This window comes from Duganella sp. P38, from assembly GCF_050859475.1.
Taxonomy (GTDB): domain Bacteria; phylum Pseudomonadota; class Gammaproteobacteria; order Burkholderiales; family Burkholderiaceae_D; genus Rugamonas.
Genome location: NZ_CP193936.1, coordinates 4,398,077 through 4,417,218, shown reverse-complemented (window position 1 = coordinate 4,417,218; position 19,142 = coordinate 4,398,077). Strand labels below are relative to the sequence as shown.

At 66.8% G+C, this 19,142-nt stretch carries 14 protein-coding genes and 2 pseudogenes; 7 read left to right on the top strand and 9 right to left on the bottom strand.

The features are described from left to right. Position 1 precedes the first annotated feature (1 nt). The 4 genes from ACRQ5J_RS20480 (at position 2) to ACRQ5J_RS20465 (ending at position 4,162) form a co-directional block, all read left to right on the top strand. Positions 2-970: an EAL and HDOD domain-containing protein gene (locus ACRQ5J_RS20480; protein ID WP_432379325.1), complete on the top strand. Its 969-nt coding sequence runs from the start codon at positions 2-4 to the stop codon at positions 968-970. Further along, entirely contained in the window at positions 963-3,131 is a 2,169-nt protein-coding gene (locus tag ACRQ5J_RS20475) for a putative bifunctional diguanylate cyclase/phosphodiesterase (protein ID WP_432379323.1), read from the top strand. The genes ACRQ5J_RS20480 and ACRQ5J_RS20475 overlap by 8 nt, the downstream gene beginning before the upstream one ends. 82 nt (positions 3,132-3,213) lie before the next feature. Next, on the top strand, positions 3,214-3,786 hold the full coding sequence (locus ACRQ5J_RS20470) for a BPSL1445 family SYLF domain-containing lipoprotein (protein ID WP_432379321.1): 573 nt from the start codon (positions 3,214-3,216) through the stop codon (positions 3,784-3,786). Positions 3,787-3,793: 7 nt separating this feature from the next. After that, on the top strand, positions 3,794-4,162 hold the full coding sequence (locus tag ACRQ5J_RS20465) for a glutaredoxin domain-containing protein (protein WP_432379319.1): 369 nt from the start codon (positions 3,794-3,796) through the stop codon (positions 4,160-4,162). Here ACRQ5J_RS20465 and ACRQ5J_RS20460 read toward each other — a convergent pair. From ACRQ5J_RS20460 to ACRQ5J_RS20430, 7 genes and pseudogenes are all read right to left on the bottom strand, one after another. Next, positions 4,159-4,464 (bottom strand): protealysin inhibitor emfourin, encoded by a 306-nt coding sequence (locus ACRQ5J_RS20460; protein WP_432379317.1) that lies wholly within the window; start codon positions 4,462-4,464, stop codon positions 4,159-4,161. The genes ACRQ5J_RS20465 and ACRQ5J_RS20460 overlap by 4 nt on opposite strands. A gap of 10 nt (positions 4,465-4,474) precedes the next feature. Then, positions 4,475-5,509 carry a M4 family metallopeptidase gene (locus ACRQ5J_RS20455; protein WP_432379315.1) on the bottom strand — a complete coding sequence of 345 codons (1,035 nt, stop codon included), beginning with the start codon at positions 5,507-5,509 and terminating at the stop codon, positions 4,475-4,477. A 58-nt stretch (positions 5,510-5,567) separates the two neighbouring features. Then, on the bottom strand, positions 5,568-5,792 hold the full coding sequence (locus ACRQ5J_RS20450) for a DUF3820 family protein (protein ID WP_432379313.1): 225 nt from the start codon (positions 5,790-5,792) through the stop codon (positions 5,568-5,570). A 10-nt stretch (positions 5,793-5,802) separates the two neighbouring features. Next, the gene (locus tag ACRQ5J_RS20445; RefSeq protein ID WP_432383700.1) at positions 5,803-7,590 is read right to left on the bottom strand and encodes a beta galactosidase jelly roll domain-containing protein; all 1,788 of its coding nucleotides are present in this window, start codon (positions 7,588-7,590) and stop codon (positions 5,803-5,805) included. A gap of 102 nt (positions 7,591-7,692) precedes the next feature. After that, a pseudogene (locus ACRQ5J_RS20440) lies at positions 7,693-8,651 on the bottom strand (beta-galactosidase); the annotation flags it as partial. A 1,307-nt stretch (positions 8,652-9,958) separates the two neighbouring features. Then, complete coding sequence (locus ACRQ5J_RS20435; RefSeq protein WP_432379312.1) at positions 9,959-10,639, bottom strand: TonB-dependent siderophore receptor; 681 nt, start codon at positions 10,637-10,639, stop codon at positions 9,959-9,961. 8 nt (positions 10,640-10,647) lie between these two features. Beyond that, the gene (locus ACRQ5J_RS20430) at positions 10,648-12,066 is read right to left on the bottom strand and encodes a TonB-dependent siderophore receptor (RefSeq protein ID WP_432379310.1); all 1,419 of its coding nucleotides are present in this window, start codon (positions 12,064-12,066) and stop codon (positions 10,648-10,650) included. A 188-nt stretch (positions 12,067-12,254) separates the two neighbouring features. On the opposite strand from ACRQ5J_RS20430, the gene ACRQ5J_RS20425 reads away from it, so the two are divergent. The 3 genes from ACRQ5J_RS20425 to sppA are packed head-to-tail and all read left to right on the top strand — an operon-like array spanning position 12,255 to position 16,868. Beyond that, positions 12,255-13,466 carry an MFS transporter gene (locus ACRQ5J_RS20425; RefSeq protein WP_432379308.1) on the top strand — a complete coding sequence of 404 codons (1,212 nt, stop codon included), beginning with the start codon at positions 12,255-12,257 and terminating at the stop codon, positions 13,464-13,466. Between the two features lie 41 nt (positions 13,467-13,507). Further along, a complete protein-coding gene (locus ACRQ5J_RS20420; RefSeq protein ID WP_432379306.1) occupies positions 13,508-14,953 on the top strand; it encodes a sodium:solute symporter in 1,446 nt (481 codons plus the stop codon). Positions 14,954-14,993: 40 nt separating this feature from the next. Continuing rightward, complete coding sequence (sppA, locus tag ACRQ5J_RS20415) at positions 14,994-16,868, top strand: signal peptide peptidase SppA (RefSeq protein ID WP_432379304.1); 1,875 nt, start codon at positions 14,994-14,996, stop codon at positions 16,866-16,868. Positions 16,869-16,989: 121 nt separating this feature from the next. On the opposite strand, the gene ACRQ5J_RS20410 is transcribed toward sppA, so the two are convergent. After that, positions 16,990-18,246, bottom strand: coding sequence for a sensor histidine kinase (locus ACRQ5J_RS20410; protein WP_432379302.1), 1,257 nt, complete (start codon positions 18,244-18,246; stop codon positions 16,990-16,992). Further along, positions 18,246-18,970: pseudogene (locus ACRQ5J_RS20405) on the bottom strand (response regulator). Before ACRQ5J_RS20405 ends, ACRQ5J_RS20410 begins: the two are co-directional and overlap by 1 nt. Positions 18,971-19,142: the final 172 nt, after the last annotated feature.

Below are 19,142 nucleotides of genomic sequence, written 5' to 3'. Positions count from 1 at the left end.
CATGACCGCGTTCACCGCCGTGCCGCCGCTGTTTTTGCATCCCCTGGCTGACCGTCACGGCAGCCCGGCGGCATTGCTGCTGGACGTCGCGCCCGCGGCGCCGCTGAAGCTACTTGAAGAATTGGCCGGCGGCAGCATGGCGTGCTTCTATCGGCCCGGCGCCGATGAGCAACTCCAGCAGGCGCTGACGCACGCCGGCTGGCGGCCGCTGCTGGCCGCGCAAGTGCACCGCGCCGATGCCGGACTGCCAACGCAGCTGCCGCCCACCGTGCAGTGGATCGAGGGCGACTGGTTCCTTGCCGCGCCGCCGAAGCCGGTCGGCACGCAGGCGGCGTCGCGCGCGCTGGCGCTGCGGCTGGTGCAACTGGTGTCCGCCGACGCCGACACCCACGAAATCGAAGCGCTGCTGCGGCATGACCCGACGCTGTCGTACCACCTGCTGCGGCTGGTGAATTCGCTGGGCATCGGCGCCGGCCGCCGCGTCACCAGTTTTTCGCAAGCGATCCTGATTCTCGGCCGTGCACAGCTGCGCCGCTGGCTCAACCTGATGCTGTTCTCGTCGCGCGAGGGCGACCCGCGCGCGGCCATGCTGCTGTCGCGCGTGGCGGTGCGGGCGCGCACGATGGAACTGCTGTCCAAGGCCAACGGCGAGGACAAGCTGCACCAGGAGCAGGCGTTCATGGTCGGCATGTTTTCGCTGCTGGGCGCGCTGTTCGGCATGCCGCTGGAGGACGTGCTCAAGCCGTTGACCATCAGCCCGGCGGTGCACCAGGCGCTGCTGGCGCACGAGGGCGAGCTGGGCCAGCTGCTGTGCGTGGTCGAGGCCGCCGAGCGCGGCGACTGCGGCTGCCTCGGCGACTGCCTGTCGGCGCTGCAGATCGACAGCGCCAGCTTCAACCGCATCCTGATCGATGCCTATCTGTGGATGCAGGGCGTCACCGCCGGCAAGACGGGCGGCGCTCATGGTTAATGCGCTGGAGCTTTGCTTCGAACTGAGCCGCCGCGCGCGTGGCGAGCACGGCGCGGCATTGGCTAAAACGCTGGACGAACTGGAGGCGGCGCTGAAGCTGGCGCGCGCGGCCATCAAGCCGGCCGACATGCCGGCCGTGGTGCATCCGGGCGCCACCTTCGAGCTGGACCTGGCCGGCTACATCACCGCCTGGAGCGACGGCGCGCAGCAGCTGTTCGGCTACGCCGCGGCCGAGGTGATCGGCCAGCACGTGCTGTTCCTGTACGCCGGCGGCGACGACGACGCCAACATCGCCGAACTGTTCTTCGAGCACCGGCCCGGCGCCTCGGCCGCGCTGACCGAGGTGCGCCGGCGCCGCAAGGACGGCGAGATCATCTGGGTGCAGCTCGACATCGCCCTGCGCCACGACGCCGCCGGCGATCCGCTCGGCATGCTGGTGCAGGTGGCCGAAGCCAACGAGGCGCTGTCGGACCAGGACAAGGTGCACCTGCACACGCGCATCATCGAAGACAGCGAGCAGGGCGTGCTGATCACCGACGCCCACGAACGCATCATCTCGATCAACTCCTCGTTTACGCGCATCACCGGCTACACGCCGGCCGAGGCGCTCGGCAAGACCGCCGACCTGCTGCGCTCGGGCGTGCACGACGCCGACTTCCGCGCCAAGGTGCGCCACGCCATGCAGGGCGGCGGCGCCTGGCGCGGCGAGATCATCGGCAAGCGCAAGAACGGCGAGCTGTTCCCGCAGTCGGTGACGATCAGCGCAGTGCGCGACCAGAGCGGCAAGATCAGCCACACGTTCTCGCTGTTCTCCGACATCAGCGTGCACAAGGACGCCGAGGCGCGCATGCAGCGCATGGCCAATTACGATCCGCTGACCGGGCTGCCGAACCTGTGCCTGCTGACCACGCTGGTGGGGCAGGCGCTGGCCGAGACGCGGCGCTCCGGCCAGCACGGCGCCCTGCTGGTGGTGGAGATCACCCGCATCGGCGCCATCAGCGACACGCTGGGCCACGAGATCGGCAACGAGCTGCTGTGCGAGATCGGCCGCGTGTTCCGCCAGACGCTGCGCGAGGGCGATGTGCTGGCGCGGCTGGACGGCCACCGTTTCGCCGTCGCGCTGCTGCACGTGGAAAAGCGCGAGCACGCCGGCATCGTCGCCGAAAAGCTGCTGGCCGCGCTGGCCGCGCCGATCCTGATCGCCGCCCACAGCCTGCAAGTCGGCGCCCACGTCGGCATCACCGTCTACAACGAGGACGGCGCCGACGTCCCGACCCTGATCCGCTACGCCGACGTGGCGGTGGCCAAGGCGGCGCAAAGCATCGAATCGAACTTCCTGTTCTACAGCGAGGAGATGAACCAGCGCGCCAAGGAGCACCTGCGCATCGAGAGCGAGCTGCGCCAGGCCTTGCAGCAGCACCAGCTGCAGCTGTACTACCAGCCCAAGGTCAGCCTGCGCAGCGGCCGCATCGTCGGCGCCGAGGCGCTGCTGCGCTGGAAGCATCCGCTGCGCGGGCTGGTGTCGCCGGGCGTGTTCATCCCGGTCGCCGAGGAGACTGGCCTGATCCACGATCTGGGGGCCTGGGTGCTGGAGGAAGCCTGCCGCCAGATCAGCGCCTGGCGCGAGGCCAACCTGATCATGCCGCCGGTGGCGGTCAACCTGTCGGCGCGCCAGTTCGACAGCGACCTGCCGCGGCGCATCGCGGCGGTGCTGGAAAAGTACGGCGTGCAGCCGGACCAGATCAACCTGGAGATCACCGAAAGCCTGCTGGTGCGCGGCACCGACAAAATCATCGCCATCATGAACGAGCTGGTGGCGATGGGCATGGCGCTGGCGCTGGACGACTTCGGCACCGGCTATTCGAGCCTGGCCTACCTGAAGAAGTTCCCGATCAGCACGCTGAAGATCGACCGCGCCTTCGTCATCGGCCTGCCGTATGAGGAAAACGACTGCGCCATCGCGCGCGCCATCGTCACCATGGCGCAGCAGCTGCGCCAGGAAATCGTGGCCGAGGGCGTGGAGACGGCCGAGCAGATGAGCTTCCTGCGCGAACTGGGCTGCGACCAGTTGCAGGGCTACCTGTTCAGCCAGCCGGTACCGGCGGCGGAATTTGCCGCCATGCTGCGCGAGGGAAAACGCCTGGCGTTCTCCAACCGCTGAGCAGTGCGTCAGCGAAGACAGATAGCGTGCTATGTTACAGGCTGACAGAATGGTCTGTTTTCATCCATCCAAGGAGACTTCCATGCTAAAACACACTTTTGCCGCCATGGCGCTGGCTTGCGCCGGCCTGGCGATGACCGGCTGCACCACCACCACCGGCGAGGGCAAGCCCAGCCCGGCGGCGGTCAAGACTGAGATCGAGCAGGGCGCCTATAACACGCTGGAGCGCCTGTACAAGGAAGTGCCGGGTTCGCGCGAGCTGGTGCGCAAGGCCAACGGCGTGCTGGTGTTCCCGAACGTGGTGGCGGCCGGCCTGGTGGTCGGCGGCGAATACGGCAAGGGCGTGCTGCGCACCGGCGGCCAGGCGGTCGATTATTACAGCGTTGCCTCGCTGTCGGTAGGCTTCCAGGCCGGCGCCCAGTCGAAGGCGGTGGTGCTGCTGTTCATGAGCCGCGAGGCGCTCGACAAATTCCGCAGCGGCAAAGGCTGGACCGCCGGCGTCGACGGCTCGGTGGCGCTGATCAAGGTGGGCGCCAACGGCGAGATCGATACCGCCACCGCCAACAATCCGATTCAGGGCTTTGTGCTGACCAACGCCGGGCTGATGGCCAACCTGAATCTCGAAGGCACGAAGATTTCCAAACTCAATTTCTAAGGCAATAATGACTCGCAACACCCTGGACCAGGCCCATATCCATCCCGCCGCGCTGGCGCAGATCGAAAACAATCATCCGGCGCTGGTGGCCGAGGTCCAGGCCGCCATTGCCGCCAACCCGGTGGTGGTGGTCGGCATGGGCCTGAATCCGTTCCCGGCCAAGGCGCGCAAGATGCTGGAGGCGCACGGCACGCCGTACACCTATCTCAGCTATGGCAATTACTTCTCGCAATGGCGGCCGCGCCTGGCGCTCAAGCTGTGGAGCGGCTGGTCGACCTTCCCGATGATCTTCGTCAACGGCACGCTGATCGGCGGCGCCAGCGAGCTGCAACAGCTGATCGCCAGCGGCGAGCTGCAGCGCTTGCTGGCGGTCTAGTCGGGCTCCACCTCATCGTTGAGCTTTTCGGTCAGCGCCTTCAGCGGCGGCGACGCCTCGTCGAGGTGGTAGACCACGCAGTGGGCGGCGGCGCCGTCGTCGACCTCCAGCTGGTACTTGAAGTCCCACGACTTGGGCGCCGGCTTGACCAGCTTGGGCGGCAGCGTAAAGAAGCTGCTGGCTTGCAGCAACTGCTCCAGCTGGCTGGCCTGTTCCGGCGGCAGCTGCGCCAGATCGACGGTGCGCGTTTGCGCCCCGGCCGGTCCGGCGAAGCCGCCGGTGCATTTCAAAATCAAGCGCATGGTGCTTCCTTTAGCTCACGCTCACGCCAACCACTTTCCATGCCGCCAGCACCGCGTGCTGCTCGGCCGAGTCCGCGCCATACAGCAGCGCGGCCGATTCCGACGTCGCCTTGGCCATGTCGGCAAACGTGGCGTTGGGCGTCAGCAGGCCAAGCGCCTTGTACCAGATCGGCCCGGCCTTGTCCCAGCTATTGCCCTTGAGCGCGATGGCGGCCGCGTAGAAGGCGTGGTTGGGGATGCCGGAGTTGGTGTGCACATCGCCGTTTTCCACATAGCCTGACATATTTTTCGGTTGGTCGTCGCCCGACCAGGTCAGCGCCTGGTTGCCCGGATCGGCCATCGAGCGCAGCGCCTTGCCGACCGTCGGCGCCATGATGCCGGCGCCGATCAGCCAGTCCGCCTGTTCGACGTTTTGTTTCAGCGTCCACTGCTTGACCACGCTGCCGAAGACATCCGAGATCGACTCGTTGAGCGCGCCGCTCTGGTCTTCGTACACCAGGCCGCCGGGCACGGCGTACTGCGTCACGCCGTGCGTCAGCTCGTGGGCGATGACGTCCAGCGCGCCGGTGAAGCCGAGGAACAGCTTGCCGTCGCCGTCGCCGTAGACCATCTGCTGGCCGTTCCAGAAGGCGTTGTTGAAGCGGGTCTGGTAGTGCACGGTGGAGTCGAGGCGCATGCCCTTGCCGTCGATCGAATTGCGCTTCAGCACTTCGCGGTAAAAATCGTAGGTGGCGCCCGCGCCGTCGTAAGCCTGGTTGACGGCGGCATCGGTGACGGCCTTGCCGCCTTCGCCGCGCGCCAGCTTGCCCGGCAGCGCGGACTTGTTTTGCGCATCGTAGACGTTGCGGCTTTTTTCGCCGGCAGCGGCCGCGGCGATGCCGAGCACCACCGGCGCGACCGAGCGCTGGCCGCGCAGGTGGGCGGAAATCTCGGCCGCATCGAGCAGGCAATGACGCTCGCTGGCGTCGCCGGTCTGCTCGGCCAGCTTGCGCAGCATCTTGGGTGGAATGATGAAGCAGGTGCAGCCGGGCGGGTGCGCGCTCATGACGTTCTCCTAAACAATGCAATAACGTATTTATACACGTGTTTGCATTGCCGTGACGTCACTGTTGTCGCTGTGCTTGCCTCAGGGGATCGAGCAGCATGCGCAGGTTGTTATGGTCGAGTTCGTACATCAGCGCGATCAGGCCGCCCAGCTCGCCGGAAGGAAATCCTTCGCGCGCGAACCAGCCCAGGTAATGACCGGGCAGGTCAGCGATCTTGCGGCCCTTGTATTTTCCATAGGGCATTTCGCGCGTCAGCAGCAGGGCGAGTTTTTCAGAGTTCATGCGGCCGATTTTACTGCGGCGCCGCCACCATTTCCAGCGGTACGCCGCCGCGCGCGGTGCGCAGGTTGACCAGCCGTACCGGCTCTAGCGCGTTGTCCGCCTTGCCGTCGGTGGTGACCGCCAGCGCGATGGTGTTGCGGCCGTTCGGGTTGAGGATGCCGGGCGGAATGACGAAGGTGCGCTGCGGGCCGATGTGGGCGATGAACTGCCCCATGTTCCAGCCGTTGACGAAGATCAGCGCGCGGTTTTCGCGCTCCGAGCGCGGCTGCGTGGTGTCGCCGAAGGCCAGGCCCAGTTGCACGTCGTGCCGCAGCGGCAGGTCCAGCGTGAACTCGGTGCGCAGCCAGTAGGTGCCGGGCGCCGGCGGCGCGTCGGTCGGGCGCGCGGCGCGCCAGCCTTGCGGCGGCGCGGAAGGCAGCTGCCAGCCTTCGCGCTCGCCATACAGGCCGCCGTTGTTGAGCGGGCCGCGCGCGATGTCGGTCGGCGTTTCGCCGCCGCGCGCGCCCTGGATGCGCCAGGCCACCGGCACCGCGAAGCGCCGGCCGCCTTTCGCGGTCAGCGAGGCCGAGATCAGGCCGCGCGCCTCGCGGTGGTAGTCGTCGGCCATCAGGTTCCAGTTGTGCGAATTGTTGCGCACCATGACGGCGATGAGGTGCTGGCCCGGCGTGAGCTGGCCCAGCGCCAGCTTGACGCTGTCGGTGGTTTCGGGGAACGAGCGGCCGGTGTCCAGTTCGTGCTGGCCGACGTAGCGGCCATCGATCCAGACCTGCAGCATGCCGGCGCCGCCGGCGCCGTAGAACAGTTCCAGCTGGTTGGTTTTCGGATCGGTGATGGTGACGCGGCCGCGGTACCAGACGTCGCCGTGATGGAAACCGTAGTCGCTCATCGCCAGCGTCGGCTGGCCGCGCTCGGGCATGGTCCAGGTTTGCGCGGCCGAGGCGCGGGTGTCGACCCGGATCCAGTGGCTGTCGTCGAAGCCGGGCTGGGCCTCGGGACTGTCGGCGCGGCGCAACCACGTGGCGCGGCCCAGGTCGGGCAGGCGCACGGCGTCCGGGCCGGCGAGCGGCGCGCTGCGGTAGCTGCCGTCCGGCTGCGCGCTCAGCGTCAGGCTGTTGCCATTGAAGCTGGCGTTGCTGAACGATGGGCCCCAGATCTCCAGTGTGCTGGCGGCCGAGGTGTCGCCGCTCAGCGCCAGCGTGCCGTTGGCCAGCGTGGCGCCGCGCACCAGTGCCGGTGTCAGTTGCAGCACCTGGCCGGCAGGAGTTTGCTGGGTCCAGAAGTTGAGGCTGTTCTTGTTGTCGGCGATCAGCAACAGCAGCGGCGCTTTGCCGCCGCCGCTGATGCGTACGCGCGCCAGGCCGTCGTGGACGTAGCTTAGCTTGAGGTCGCCGCTGGCGGCGTCATAACTGGCGCTGACTTTGCCGGCCAGCACCTCGACTTGCGGCGCGCTGGTGTAGCGCAGCACGGTTTCGCCATCTTCGCCGTCGCGGCCGTGCAGCAGGGCGAGGTCGCGCGCGCCGTTGCGGAAGTGGGTTTGCAGTTCCGAGGTGGAGTACACCAGATGCTGGCGCTCCAGCGTGTACGAGGCCAGCAGCATTTTGGCGTCCTGGCCGTTGAGGCGCAGCGGGATGGTGTAGCGGCGCTCGCGGGTTTCCAGGTCGAAGGTGAAGCGATCGTCGCTCAGCAGGTCGGATGGGCTGTGCACGGCGAACAGGATGTGGGCGCCCAGCGTCGGATTGATGTTGTGGTAAACCTTGACGTTGGGCGACGAGGCCCGGATCGCAGGCCCTTTGTCCATCTGTGCCAGCGCGGCTTCGGCGGCCTGCACGAACATGCCTTGCTGCTTGAGCGCCAGCGCTTTCGGGCGCAGGCCGCGGTCCTCCGAGATCGGCGCGCCGTAGTCGTACGAGGTGTAGACCACCGGCCCGCCCAGCCAGCCCCACGAGGTGCCGCCGAACGTCATGTAGACGTTGTGGATGGTGATGCGGTTGATCAGGTTGGTGCCGTAGAACACGCGCTGGTAGCCGGCGCCCTGGCGCTCGGCGGTGCAGTTGTAGGTGCCGTTGGAACCCCAGTAGTCGAACCAGCCGCCGCCCAGTTCGGCCGCGAAGCCGGGCGTTTTCGGCGACGACAGCGATCCGGCCTTGAAGCCGGGCTTGCCATAGATGCCCCAGTCGGGCGCCCGGTTCGGGCCGGACGGATCGGCAAAGACGTTGCAGCTGCCGCCGGGATAGCCGTCGAAGGCGTAGATGTCGGTGGGGCCGGGATTGGCCCATGGCGCGCTGGAGCCGGGCGGTGTCCAGTCGGGTAGGCGGCCGGCGGCGTTGTGGAAGAAGGGGACGGTGATGCCGTCGGCGCGGGCTTTCCTGGCCAGGTGTTCCATCTGGCGCACGTGTTTCGGTTCCACCTTGCCCAGTTCGTTTTCCAGCTGATAGGCGATGACGTTGCCGCCGCCGTCGGTGATCTGGTGGCGGGCGATGATGGCGTTTATTTGCGTCATCCATTCGTCAGCGGCGGCCAGGTAGACCGGGTCGTCGGTGCGGGCTTCGGCCTTGTTGCGGAACATCCAGCCGGGGTAGCCGCCGCCGGTCAGTTCGGCGTTGACGTAGGGGCCGGTGCGGGCGATGACGTACATGCCTTCTTCTTCGGCGATGTCGATCGCGCGTTCGACGTTGCGCACACCGTTGAAGTCGTACACGCCGGGGCCGGCGAATGGTAGCCCCAGTCGAAGTAGAAGGCGACGCCGTTGAAGCCGAGCGCTTTCATTTTCTGGATGACGTCGCGCCAGAGGGCGGGGCTGGGCAGGCGGAACGGGTGGATTTCGCCGGACCAGACGACGATGCGCTTGCCGTCGACCATCAGCGAGTGTTCGTCCCAGCTGACTTTGCGGGCTTGGCCTTTGGGTTTGGTGGCGGTGGTGTAGGCATGGCGGTCGTCCAGCAGGACCGAGACGTGGCGGACGGTGCCGGAGATGCCGCCGACCTGGGTTTTGCCGCTCCAGGTGCGCAGGTTGTCGGTGCTGTCGGCGTACCAGAGTCGGCGGCCGTCGCTGTCGTTGGCGTAAAGGCGCCAGCCGCCGCTGGGCAGCTTGACCAGGGCCGGCGCGCCGCTGATGGCGCCCAGTGTTGACAGGCTGGCCGAGGCGTCGGGCTTCCACGGGCCGGCCGGTGTGGCGGCGCGGTACAGCTCCAGACCGCCACTGGCGGGATTGCGGCTCAGAGCGACATAGCCCGCGCCGGCCGGGCTGGAACCATCCGCAGCGCCGCGATCAGCATCGCGCCGGCTCGCGCCGGCCGGGCTGGGCGCATCCGTGGCGCTGCTATCAGCGCCGCCCCGGCCCGCGTCCGGACCGTCGATGCGTGTGATGGTCGCGCCGGCAGGCAGACCGTCCGCACGCCGGGGGGCGGACCATTGCGTGAAATCGGCGTTGGGCGTGAGCAGGTAGGTCTGCGCGCCAGCTTGTGTGGCGAGCGAGACGGCCAACTGCGGCTGTCCATCGGCGCCGGTCAGCCAACGCGGAGTCGACGCTTGCGTCAGGCCGGGCAGGGCGGGGGCAGGAATGTCGAGCGGCTGCCAGTGCTTCAGGTCAGCCGAGCGCGCGACGACGATGCCGGCGCCCTGCACGTAGGCGACATGGTACAGGCCAGCATGTCGCACGATGGACGCCTCAATGCCGGCGTCGCCCACCGCCGGCTCCGTAGCCGACGCTGGCGTCGCCGCCGTCCGGTTGGAGCCAGCCGGTGGCGCGGCTGCCGACGCTCGCGGTGACAGGGCACCCAGCGCTTCCGATGCCAGCGGGGTGAAGGTAATGCCGTCGAACGATGAATACACACTGAGCTTGCCAATGCTGGCCAGCGGCGCGCCGACCAGCACAAACACCGGCGACTGCGCCGTCACCTGCTGGCGCGACTGCTGTTTTTGCACGTCAGACGCCTGCGGTATCCCCAGTTCCTGCGCGCCGGCGTGCAAGGCCAGCGTCGCGCAAGCCAGTGACAGCAGGCGAGGCAACAAGGACAGTCGGAGGCGGCGTTGCGCGGCAAGGGCAGGCGTCATGGGCGGAAGGCGTCGGGTTGAGGATAGCCCGGATCATAATGCCTTTTCCCCACGTTGCCCGACCGGAAAACGTCAAAAACGTGAGTGTTTCGCCGGCCGGGCTGTAGCAGCGCTTAGAAACTGGCCACCACGCGCAGCATCACCGTGCGCGGATCGCCAAGCGGCAGCACGTTGTTGCTCAACACACCGGCGTAATAATCGCGGTCGAACAGATTCTTGACCGTCAGCGTCACGCGGTAGCGGCCGGCATCGTAGCCCAGGTTGGCATCGACTGCGGTATAGCCCGGCACCGTGTACGACACGGCCGGACCGGTCTTCCCGGCTTCGTAGCGCACGCCCGCGCCGGCGCTCAGGCCATGCAGCGCGCCGCCACGGAAGCGGTAGCGGCTGGTCAGGCTGGCGCTCTGGCGCGGCACGTTCAGCAGCCGCTTGCCGACGTTGCCCGAATTGTCCTCGGTAACGCGGCCATTGATCAGCGACAGCGCCGCCTGCACATCCCAGCCGTTGCGCAGATCCGCGTTCAGTTCGGCCTCGAAGCCCTTGGTGCGCTCCTCGCCGGTCTGCACCTGCGCGCTGGGCAGGACGGCGATGTGGGCCGGGTCCGGATCGGCGGTGGTGACGTTCTGGCGCTTTAAATCGTATAGCGCGACGGCGCCGGTGATGCGGCCGTGGTCGAACTCGAACTTGGCGCCGACCTCGGCCTGCTTGCCTTCCTCCGGCTTGAACTGCGCGCCGAAGAAATCAGCGCCGCTGACCGGCAGGAACGACGTGGCATAGCTGATGTACGGCGACACGTTCGGCGTCAGTCGGTAGAGCAGGCGGCGCTGCCGGTGGTGGCGTTGTTGCGCTGCGCGGTGGTGCGGTTGGTCAGCTCGTTGTACAGCTTGTTCTTGCTGCGGTCGTGCCGCGCCGACAGGCTCAGGTTCAGCTGGTCGCTGAGCGCGATCTGGTCGCGCAGGTACAGCGCCGCGTAAGTCACCGTGGTGGTGTTCTGGCTGTTGCGCGTGGCGTTGCAGGTGTAAGGCTGGTAGTAGCTTGGCGCGTACAGGTTCAGCGCGGCGATGCGGCAACTGGTGGCGCCGTTGCGCACCTGGTCGTCGTTCAGGTCGAGGCCGGCCATGACGGTGTGGCGCTGGCCGCCGAGGTCGAAGGCGCGCTCCACATACGTGTCCAGCGCGCGGTTGATGCCCTGCACGTCCTGAATCGAGCCGCTGCGCGCCTGCGTCATCTCGTCGGCGGCCAGCGCGCCCAGCGAAACGAAGCGGCCGTCCATGTCGAACTGCTGGAAGCGGAAGTTCTGCGCCAGTTTCCAGCCGTCGCCGAAGCGGTGCGTCAGGCTATAGCCGAGCGCCGCCTGGCGCGAGTTGTAGGGGCCAAAGCCCGGCTCGCCTGTGAACTGGTCGCGGTTGAAGGCGCCGTTCTTGTTCGGCAGCAGCGTGCCCTTGAGCGGCGCGCCCTGGCTGCGCAGGTATTCGCGCTCGGCGTAGGAGGACAGGATGGTGAAGTCGGTGTCCGGTCCCAGGTCCAGCGACACCGATGGCGCGATGTAGCGCTTCTTGAAGTACACATAATCCAGCGGGTCATCCTGGTCCGACCACATGCCGTTGATGCGCACGGCCGCCTTGCCGTTGTCCGACAGCGGACGGCCGATGTCGAAGTCCAGCTGCTTGAAGTCGTTGCTGCCGTAGGTGGCGCCGATCTCGGCGAACGCTTCGGCGCGCGGGCGTTTGCTGACCATGTTCACCAGCCCGCCCGGCTGCACCATGCCGAAGTTGATCGACGCCGGCCCCTTGAGGATCTCGATGCGTTCGACGCCGAACACGTCCTGCCCGACCCACTGGTTCTGGCCGCGCTTCAATCCGTCGATGTATAGCGACTCGGAAGCGCGCTGGCCGCGAATGATGAAGTCGTCCCAGCCGCGCCGGCCCCAGTTGCCGGCCGTGACGCCGGCGCTGGTTTGCAGCGCTTCGTTGAGGGTGGTGACGGCGCGGGCGTCGAGCAGGTCGCGCGTCAGCACGCTGATCGACTGCGGCGTTTCCAGCAGCGACAGCTCAGACTTGGTGCTGCTGGCGTTGCGGGCGCCATAGCCGACGCCTTCGGCGCGCTGGCCGGAAATCTCCACCACTTGCGGCGCCGGATCGGCATCGTCGGCGGCATGGGCGTACTGGGTGAACTGGGCGAGGGCGCCGAGGGCGAGAATCAGGGTAGGTGTCGTGGTCATGTGATTTAATTGTAATTGAGAAGCATTCGCAATTATACTCATATGACATCGTATGACTATAGCCAAATTGCATAGTTTGAGTGCTAATAATTGCGCGTGGTGCAAATATGTTTTGGAATTTTGGAGCTTTTTCTCATCAACGTAAGCCCCGATACTGCGTGACATCCACTTTTTCAAGGAGTTACGCCATGCCCATTGCCTTACTGGCGCTGACCATCAGCGCATTTGCCATCGGTACCACCGAATTTGTCATCGTCGGCCTGTTGCCGACCATTGCCGCCGATCTCGGCGTCAACCTGCCGTCGGCCGGGCTGCTGGTCAGCCTGTATGCCGTGGGCGTGGCCATCGGCGCGCCGGTACTGACCGCGCTGACCGGCAAGGCGCCGCGCAAGCTGCTGCTGGTGTCGCTGATGGTGTTGTTCACGCTCGGCAACCTGCTGGCGTGGCAGGCACCCAGCTATGAATCGCTGGTGATCGCCCGCATCCTGACGGGCCTGGCGCACGGCGTGTTCTTCTCGATCGGCTCGACCATCGCCACCTCGTTGGTGCCGAAGGAGAAGGCGGCCAGCGCCATCGCCATCATGTTCACCGGCCTGACGGTGGCGCTGGTGACCGGCGTGCCGCTGGGCACCTTCATCGGCCAGCACTTTGGCTGGCGCGAAACGTTCCTGGCCGTCGCCGCGCTGGGCGTGCTGGCCATCATCGGCAGCGCGATCTTCGTGCCGGCGTCGATCAAGCACAATCAGCCGGCCTCGCTGCTGCAGCAAATGAAAGTGCTGGCCGAGCCGCGCCTGCTGCTGGTGTACGCCATGACGGCGGTGGGCTATGGCGGCTCGTTTATCGCCTTCACCTTCCTGGCGCCGATCCTGACGGACATCAGCGGCTTCAGCGCCAACGCGGTGGGGCTGGTGATGCTGGTGTACGGTGTATCGGTCGCGGTGGGCAATATCTGGGGCGGCAAGCTGGCCGACCGCCGCGGCCCGGTCGGCGCGCTGAAGATCATCTTCCTCGGCCTGGCCGCTGTACTGGTGGTGTTGAGCGTGGCCGCGCCGTCCAAATGGCTGGTGATTGCAACTGTACTGGTATGGGGCGCGGTGGCGTTTGGTAATGTGGCGGGCTTGCAGGTGTACGTTGTACAGCAGGCGGAACACTACACGCCGCGCGCCGTGGACGTGGCCTCGGGCCTGAATATCGCCGCGTTCAACCTCGGCATCGCCGGCGGCGCCTGGGGCGGCGGCCTGATCGTCGAACACGTGGGGCTGGTGCACACCGGCTGGATCGGCGGCCTGGTCGTGCTGGGCGCCTTCGGCCTGACGGCGCTGAGCGGACGGCTGGATCGCCTGAACCCGCGCCCGGCCGCCGTTGGCGGCGGCAAGTCGATCCATGCGGTCGGCCACTGAGGCGTGTATAGTGGCGGCGATTTGAACTTCGCCGCCACACCATGTCCGCAGCATCCCTGTTTAGCCTCATCTCCGCGTATTTCGCGATCCTGCTGATCGTAGCCTGGCGCACCTCGCGCAACGCCAACAACGATAGCTTCTTCATCGGTAACAAGAGCAGCAACTGGCTGCTGGTGGCCTTCGGCATGGTCGGCACGACGATGAGCGGCGTCACCTTTATCAGCGTGCCGGGCGCCGTCGGGCGCGACGGCTTCGGCTACCTGCAAGTGATACTCGGCTATGTGCTGGGCTACATTGTGGTGATTACCGTGCTGCTGCCGCTGTACTACCGGCTCAAGCTGACCTCGATCTATACCTACCTGGAGCAGCGCCTCGGCCCCCGTTCTTACCAGAGCGGCGCGGCCTTCTTCATTTTGTCGCGCACCATGAGCGCCTCGGCGCGGCTGTACCTGGTGGTGAATATTTTGCAGATCACCATCCTCGACGGCATGGGCGTGCCGTTCTGGCTCAGCACCGTGGTCATCCTCGGCATGATTTTGCTGTACACCTACGAGGGCGGCGTCAAGACCATCGTCTGGACCGACATGCTGCAAACGGCCGGCATGGTGCTCGGCCTGCTGATCTGCGCCGGCTGGCTGCTGCACGCCCTCGACATCAGCCCGCTGGCCAGCCTGGCGCGGATGCACGAGCAAAACCTGACGCGCGTGGTCACCACTGCCATCGACAGCCCGGCCAATTTCTGGAAGCAGGTCGGCGCCGGCTTTTTCATTGTGCTGGCGATGACCGGCATGGACCAGGAAACCATGCAGAAGAATATCTCGGTCAGAACGCTGCGCGATTCGCAGAAAAACATGGCGCTGATGACGGTGGTGTTGACGGCTGTACTGGTACTGTTTATGTACCTTGGCGGGCTGCTGTACCTGTACGCGCCGACGGTCGGCATTACCGCCAGCGGCGACAAGATCTTCCCGGCAGTGGTGATGGGCCACATGCCGGCGGTGCTGCAGCTGATCTTTTTCATCGGCTTGATTTCGGCGCTGTTCCCCAGCGCGGACGGCGCCATGACCGCGCTGACGTCGTCGTTCAGCATCGACATCCTCGGCGTGCAGCGCCGCACCGACATGACGGAGCGGCAGAAGATACGCTTGCGCCACCGCGTGCACCTGGCCTTCTGCGCCATTTTCCTGGCGCTGGTGCTGGTGTTCAAATGGGTGGACAACGCCAGCATGGTCGGCCTGGTGCTGAAACTGACCGGCTATACCTACGGCCCGCTGCTGGGCCTGTTCGCCTTCGGCATCCTGACCCGGCGCGCGCTGCGCGACCGCTGGGCGCCACTGGTGGCGCTGGCCGGCCCGGTACTGTGCTATGTTATTGATTCCAATCAGGAATTGCTGTTCGGCAGCTACCGCATCGGGCTGGAACTGCTGGTCCTGAACGGCGCGATCGTGTTTGCCGGGCTGATGCTTATTTCCAAAAAGCACGCATAGCAGTATCATCATTGCAAATTACGCAACCACTGGAGTGTTGATGAGTCAATCCCCGTTTTCCTATGTCCGCCGTGGCTTCGGCTTTTTCTGGCGCGTGCTGGACGCCTGCCGCCGCACGGTGCTGAACCTGATTTTCCTGCTGCTGATCGTGCTGCTGCTGTACGCGATCTTCGGCGGCGGCGCCAAGCCGCTGCAGCCAAAGACCACGCTGGTGCTGGACCTCAAGGGCCAGCTGGTCGAACAGTCCAGCATCAACGCCACCGAGGCGCTGGTGGCCAACGCGCGCGGCGCCGAGGTGCACAAGATGATACAGCTGCGCGACGTGCTGTCAGTGCTCGACGCCGCCGCCAAGGACCCGGACATCGGCGGCGCGGTGCTGCTGGCCGATGAGCTGCAAGGCGGCGGCCAGGCGACGCTGCGCGAAGTGGCCGGCGCCATCGAGCGCTTCAAGGCCGCCGGCAAGCCGGTGGTGGCGTGGGGTTCCAGCTACGACCAGCGCCAGTACCTGCTGGCCGCGCATGCCAGCGAGGTGTATATGCATCCGATGGGCATGGTGCTGATCGAGGGCTTTGGCCGCTACCGCAATTACTACCGCGATGCGCTCGACAAGCTGGGCGTGACGGTCAACCTGCTGCGCGTGGGTACCTACAAGGCCGCCGCCGAACCGTATATCGCCAACGGCCCGTCGCCGGCGGCGTCCGAGGCCGACGCCTATCTGTACAACGCCCTGTGGGATTCCTACACCGCCGATGTCGAGAAGGCGCGCAAGCTGCCGCAAGGCCAGATCATGAAGACCATCAACGAGCTGCCGGCGCAGGTGGCGGCGGTCAACGGCGACCTGGCCAAGCTGTCGCTGTCGTCGAAGTTCGTCGACGGCCTGAAAACCAAGGATGAAGTGCGCGACCTGATGATCAAGCGCGGCGCGCCGGACGCGGAAGGCAAGAGCTTCCGCCAGGTGAGCTTCGACGAGTACCTGGCGCGCGTGCCGCGCAAGCTGACCGGCGACGCCGTCGGCGTGATCGTGGCGCAGGGCGAAATCAGCGACGGCACCGCCGGCCCCGGTTCGATCGGCGGCGATTCGACTTCAAAGCTGATCCGCGCCGCGCGTGAGGACAGCAGCATCAAGGCCGTGGTGCTGCGCGTCGACTCGCCCGGCGGCAGCGCCTTCGCCTCGGAACTGATCCGCCGCGAACTGGAACTGACGCGCGCGGCCGGCAAGCCGGTGGTGGTCTCGATGGGCAACCTGGCGGCATCGGGCGGCTACTGGATTTCGATGTCGGCGGACGAGGTGATCGCCGATCCAAACTCGATCACCGGCTCGATCGGCGTGTTTGCGCTGCTGCCGACCGCCGACAAGGTGGTCGACAAGCTGGGCATCCACACCGCCGGCCAGCCGACCACCTGGCTGGCCGACGCCGGCAATCCGCTGCGGCCGCTGGACCCGCGCTTCGCGCAGGTGATCCAGGGCAGCATCAATCATATTTATTCGGAGTTCACCACCCGCGCGGCCAAGGCGCGCAAGACCACGCCGGCCAAGATCGACGAGGTGGCGCAGGGGCGCGTGTGGACCGGCGCGCAGGCCAAAGAGCGCGGCCTGGTGGACCGCCTGGGCAGCTACGGCGACGCGCTGAAATCGGCGGCGTCGCGCGCCAGGCTGGCGGCCGATTATCGCGTGGTGTATGTCGAGCGCGATATCAGCAAGTTCGATCGTTTCGTCGAGATGGTCGGCGGCGGCACGGCGAAAGCGGTGGCGCAGGCGGTGGCGACGGAGCTGAAGCTGGGCGCGGCGGCCACCACCGGCCTGCCGCCGAATGCGGCCAGCGGCATCGCCGGCGATTTGGGCTGGCTGTCGGACCTGACGGTGCAGCGCAAGCCGTTCACCGCCGTCACCCACTGCCTCTGCGCATCCCCGTAAGCCGTCGTTCCCGCGCAGGCGGGAACCCATGGAACGTCGATTCAGTATGGGCTCCCGCCTTCGCGGGAGCGACGGACGTGCAGCGGCAGCGTCACCTCAAACGTGCAGCGGCAGCGTCACCTCAAACGTGCAGCGGCAGCTGCACCTCAAAGCAACTGCGTCCATCCCGCATCAAAACGCAGCGCGCCTCGCCGCCATGGCGGCGGGCGATCTGCCGCACCAGCGCCAGGCCGAGGCCCGCCCCGGTATTATCGAGCGTACCGCGGCGCCGGAAGAACGGCTCGAACACGCGCTCGAATTCCGGGTCCGGCACGCCCGGCCCCTGATCCCACACCCGTAACGTCGCCATCCCATCGGCACAACTGATCTGCACATTCGCCGGCGGCACGCCATGGCGGTGCGCATTTTCCAGCAGGTTGCGCAGCAGGCGGCGCAGCAGGCGCGGATCGCCGTGCATCACGGCCGACTCGCCATCCAGCGTGGCGTCGTCGTAGCGCGCGCATTCCTCGGCCGCCAGTGCCAGCAGGTCCAGTTCCTCGGTATCGGTGTTTTCCTGAATCGCGCCCAGGCGGCTGGCCAGCAGGATCTCGTCCAGCAGATGATTCAGCTCGGCGATATCCTGCTCCAGCCCCGCGCGGCGTTTCGGGTCGATGCCGTCCGGGATCAGCTCCAGCGCCAGGCGGATGCGCGCCAGCGGCGTGCGCAGCTCGTGCGAGGCGTTGGCCAGCAGCGTCTTGTGCGCGCCGACCAGCTGCTCGATCTGGTCGGCGGCGCGGTTGAAGCTCTGCGCCAGCCGCGCCACCTCGTCCTTGCCCTCGACCCGGACGCGCGTGGACAGGTCGCCGGCGCCCAGCGATTCCACGCCTTGCTGCAAGCGTTCGAGGCGCTTGGTCAGGTGGCGCACCAGCGGAAAGGCCGCCACGCCGATGCCGATCGCCAGCAGCAGCATGGCGTTGTGCAGCATGGCCTTGGGCCGGGTGAAGCCGAGCGGCTCGCTGGACAGCAGCTTGCGGCCGTCCGGCAGGCGCACGAACGATTCCGGCGGCGGCCCGGTCATGCCCTGCTTGCGCCAGTGACGGGCCGGAATCATGTCGCCGACCACCGCCAGCGGGCGCCAGTCGCGCGTGTACAGCGTCATGTGGGCGTTCAGGCCCCTGGCCACGCGCTCCAGCGCCGCCTGCTGCTCGGCCGGCGGCGCGTCGGCCGGGGCCAGCATGTTGGCCATCAGCTTGGACAAGGTGATGTTGGAGCGCTCCAGCGGACTGCCGGTGCGGGTCCAGACCATGGTGGTGGCGACCGCGAACAGCGCCAGCACGAACAGCAGCGCGACATAAAAGCGGAAGTAGAGGCGCGGCAGGCCGATGTTGAAACGCTTCATCAGTCCTGCACCTTGGCGAACAGGTAGCCGGCGCCGCGCACGGTGATGATGCGGCGCGGCTTTTCGGGTCGTCCTCGACGGACGCGCGGATGCGCGACATGTGGACATCGATCGAGCGGTCGAAGGCTTCCAGCGGCTCGCCCTTGAGCAGGTCCATCAGCGCATCGCGCGACAGCACGCGGCCGGCGTGCCTGGCCAGCACCAGCAGCAGGTCGAACTGGTAGGCGGTCAGCTCGCACGGCGCGCCGTCGAGCCGGGCGGCATGCGCGGCAGGGTCGATTTCCAGCCGGCCGAAGCGCAGCACCGCGGCGGCGTCGGCGGCGGCGCCATGCGCTGCGCCGCCGTTGCGCGGCTCGACGCGGCGGCGCAGGATGGCGCGCAGCCGCGCCAGCAGTTCGCGCGGCTCGAATGGCTTGGGCAGGTAGTCGTCGGCGCCGATTTCCAGGCCGACGATGCGGTCGATGGCGTCGCCGCGCGCGGTCAGCATCAGCACCGGCACGTCGGAGGTGGCGCGCAGTTGGCGGCAGACGTCCAGGCCGTCCATGTCGGGCAGCATCAGGTCGAGGATCACGGCGTCGACTTCGGCGGCGGCGAGATGCTCCATCGCCAGCCGGCCGGTGGGCGCGTGGGTCACGCGAAAGCCCGATTGGCCCAGGTATTCGGTCAGCATGTCGGCCAGGCGCGGGTCGTCTTCGACTAAGAGTATGCGGTCTACAGGATTCATGGGGCCATTCTACGCCAGCGGCTTGGGCGGCCGATGTCACGCCGGTAAAGAAATGTAAAGCTAGATGAAGGATGTGAGCGCAAAGTCCTTGATTTGTAGCGAGTTTGTATCGCCGGTGTTTCACCGACAGACACCACCAAAACCTTGTGCTAGAGTCCCGGCATTAAGGCCA

Bases quoted from the DNA above. Each gene is read 5' to 3' on its own strand.
- ACRQ5J_RS20480 (WP_432379325.1), top strand. From the start codon at position 2: ATGACCGCGTTCACCGCCGTGCCGCCGCTGTTTTTGCATCCCCTGGCT.
- ACRQ5J_RS20475 (WP_432379323.1), top strand. From the start codon at position 963: ATGGTTAATGCGCTGGAGCTTTGCTTCGAACTGAGCCGCCGCGCGCGT.
- ACRQ5J_RS20470 (WP_432379321.1), top strand. From the start codon at position 3,214: ATGCTAAAACACACTTTTGCCGCCATGGCGCTGGCTTGCGCCGGCCTG.
- ACRQ5J_RS20465 (WP_432379319.1), top strand. From the start codon at position 3,794: ATGACTCGCAACACCCTGGACCAGGCCCATATCCATCCCGCCGCGCTG.
- ACRQ5J_RS20460 (WP_432379317.1), bottom strand. From the start codon at position 4,464: ATGCGCTTGATTTTGAAATGCACCGGCGGCTTCGCCGGACCGGCCGGG.
- ACRQ5J_RS20455 (WP_432379315.1), bottom strand. From the start codon at position 5,509: ATGAGCGCGCACCCGCCCGGCTGCACCTGCTTCATCATTCCACCCAAG.
- ACRQ5J_RS20450 (WP_432379313.1), bottom strand. From the start codon at position 5,792: ATGAACTCTGAAAAACTCGCCCTGCTGCTGACGCGCGAAATGCCCTAT.
- ACRQ5J_RS20445 (WP_432383700.1), bottom strand. From the start codon at position 7,590: ATGGACAAAGGGCCTGCGATCCGGGCCTCGTCGCCCAACGTCAAGGTT.
- ACRQ5J_RS20430 (WP_432379310.1), bottom strand. From the start codon at position 12,066: ATGACCACGACACCTACCCTGATTCTCGCCCTCGGCGCCCTCGCCCAG.
- ACRQ5J_RS20425 (WP_432379308.1), top strand. From the start codon at position 12,255: ATGCCCATTGCCTTACTGGCGCTGACCATCAGCGCATTTGCCATCGGT.
- ACRQ5J_RS20420 (WP_432379306.1), top strand. From the start codon at position 13,508: ATGTCCGCAGCATCCCTGTTTAGCCTCATCTCCGCGTATTTCGCGATC.
- sppA (WP_432379304.1), top strand. From the start codon at position 14,994: ATGAGTCAATCCCCGTTTTCCTATGTCCGCCGTGGCTTCGGCTTTTTC.
- ACRQ5J_RS20410 (WP_432379302.1), bottom strand. From the start codon at position 18,246: ATGAAGCGTTTCAACATCGGCCTGCCGCGCCTCTACTTCCGCTTTTAT.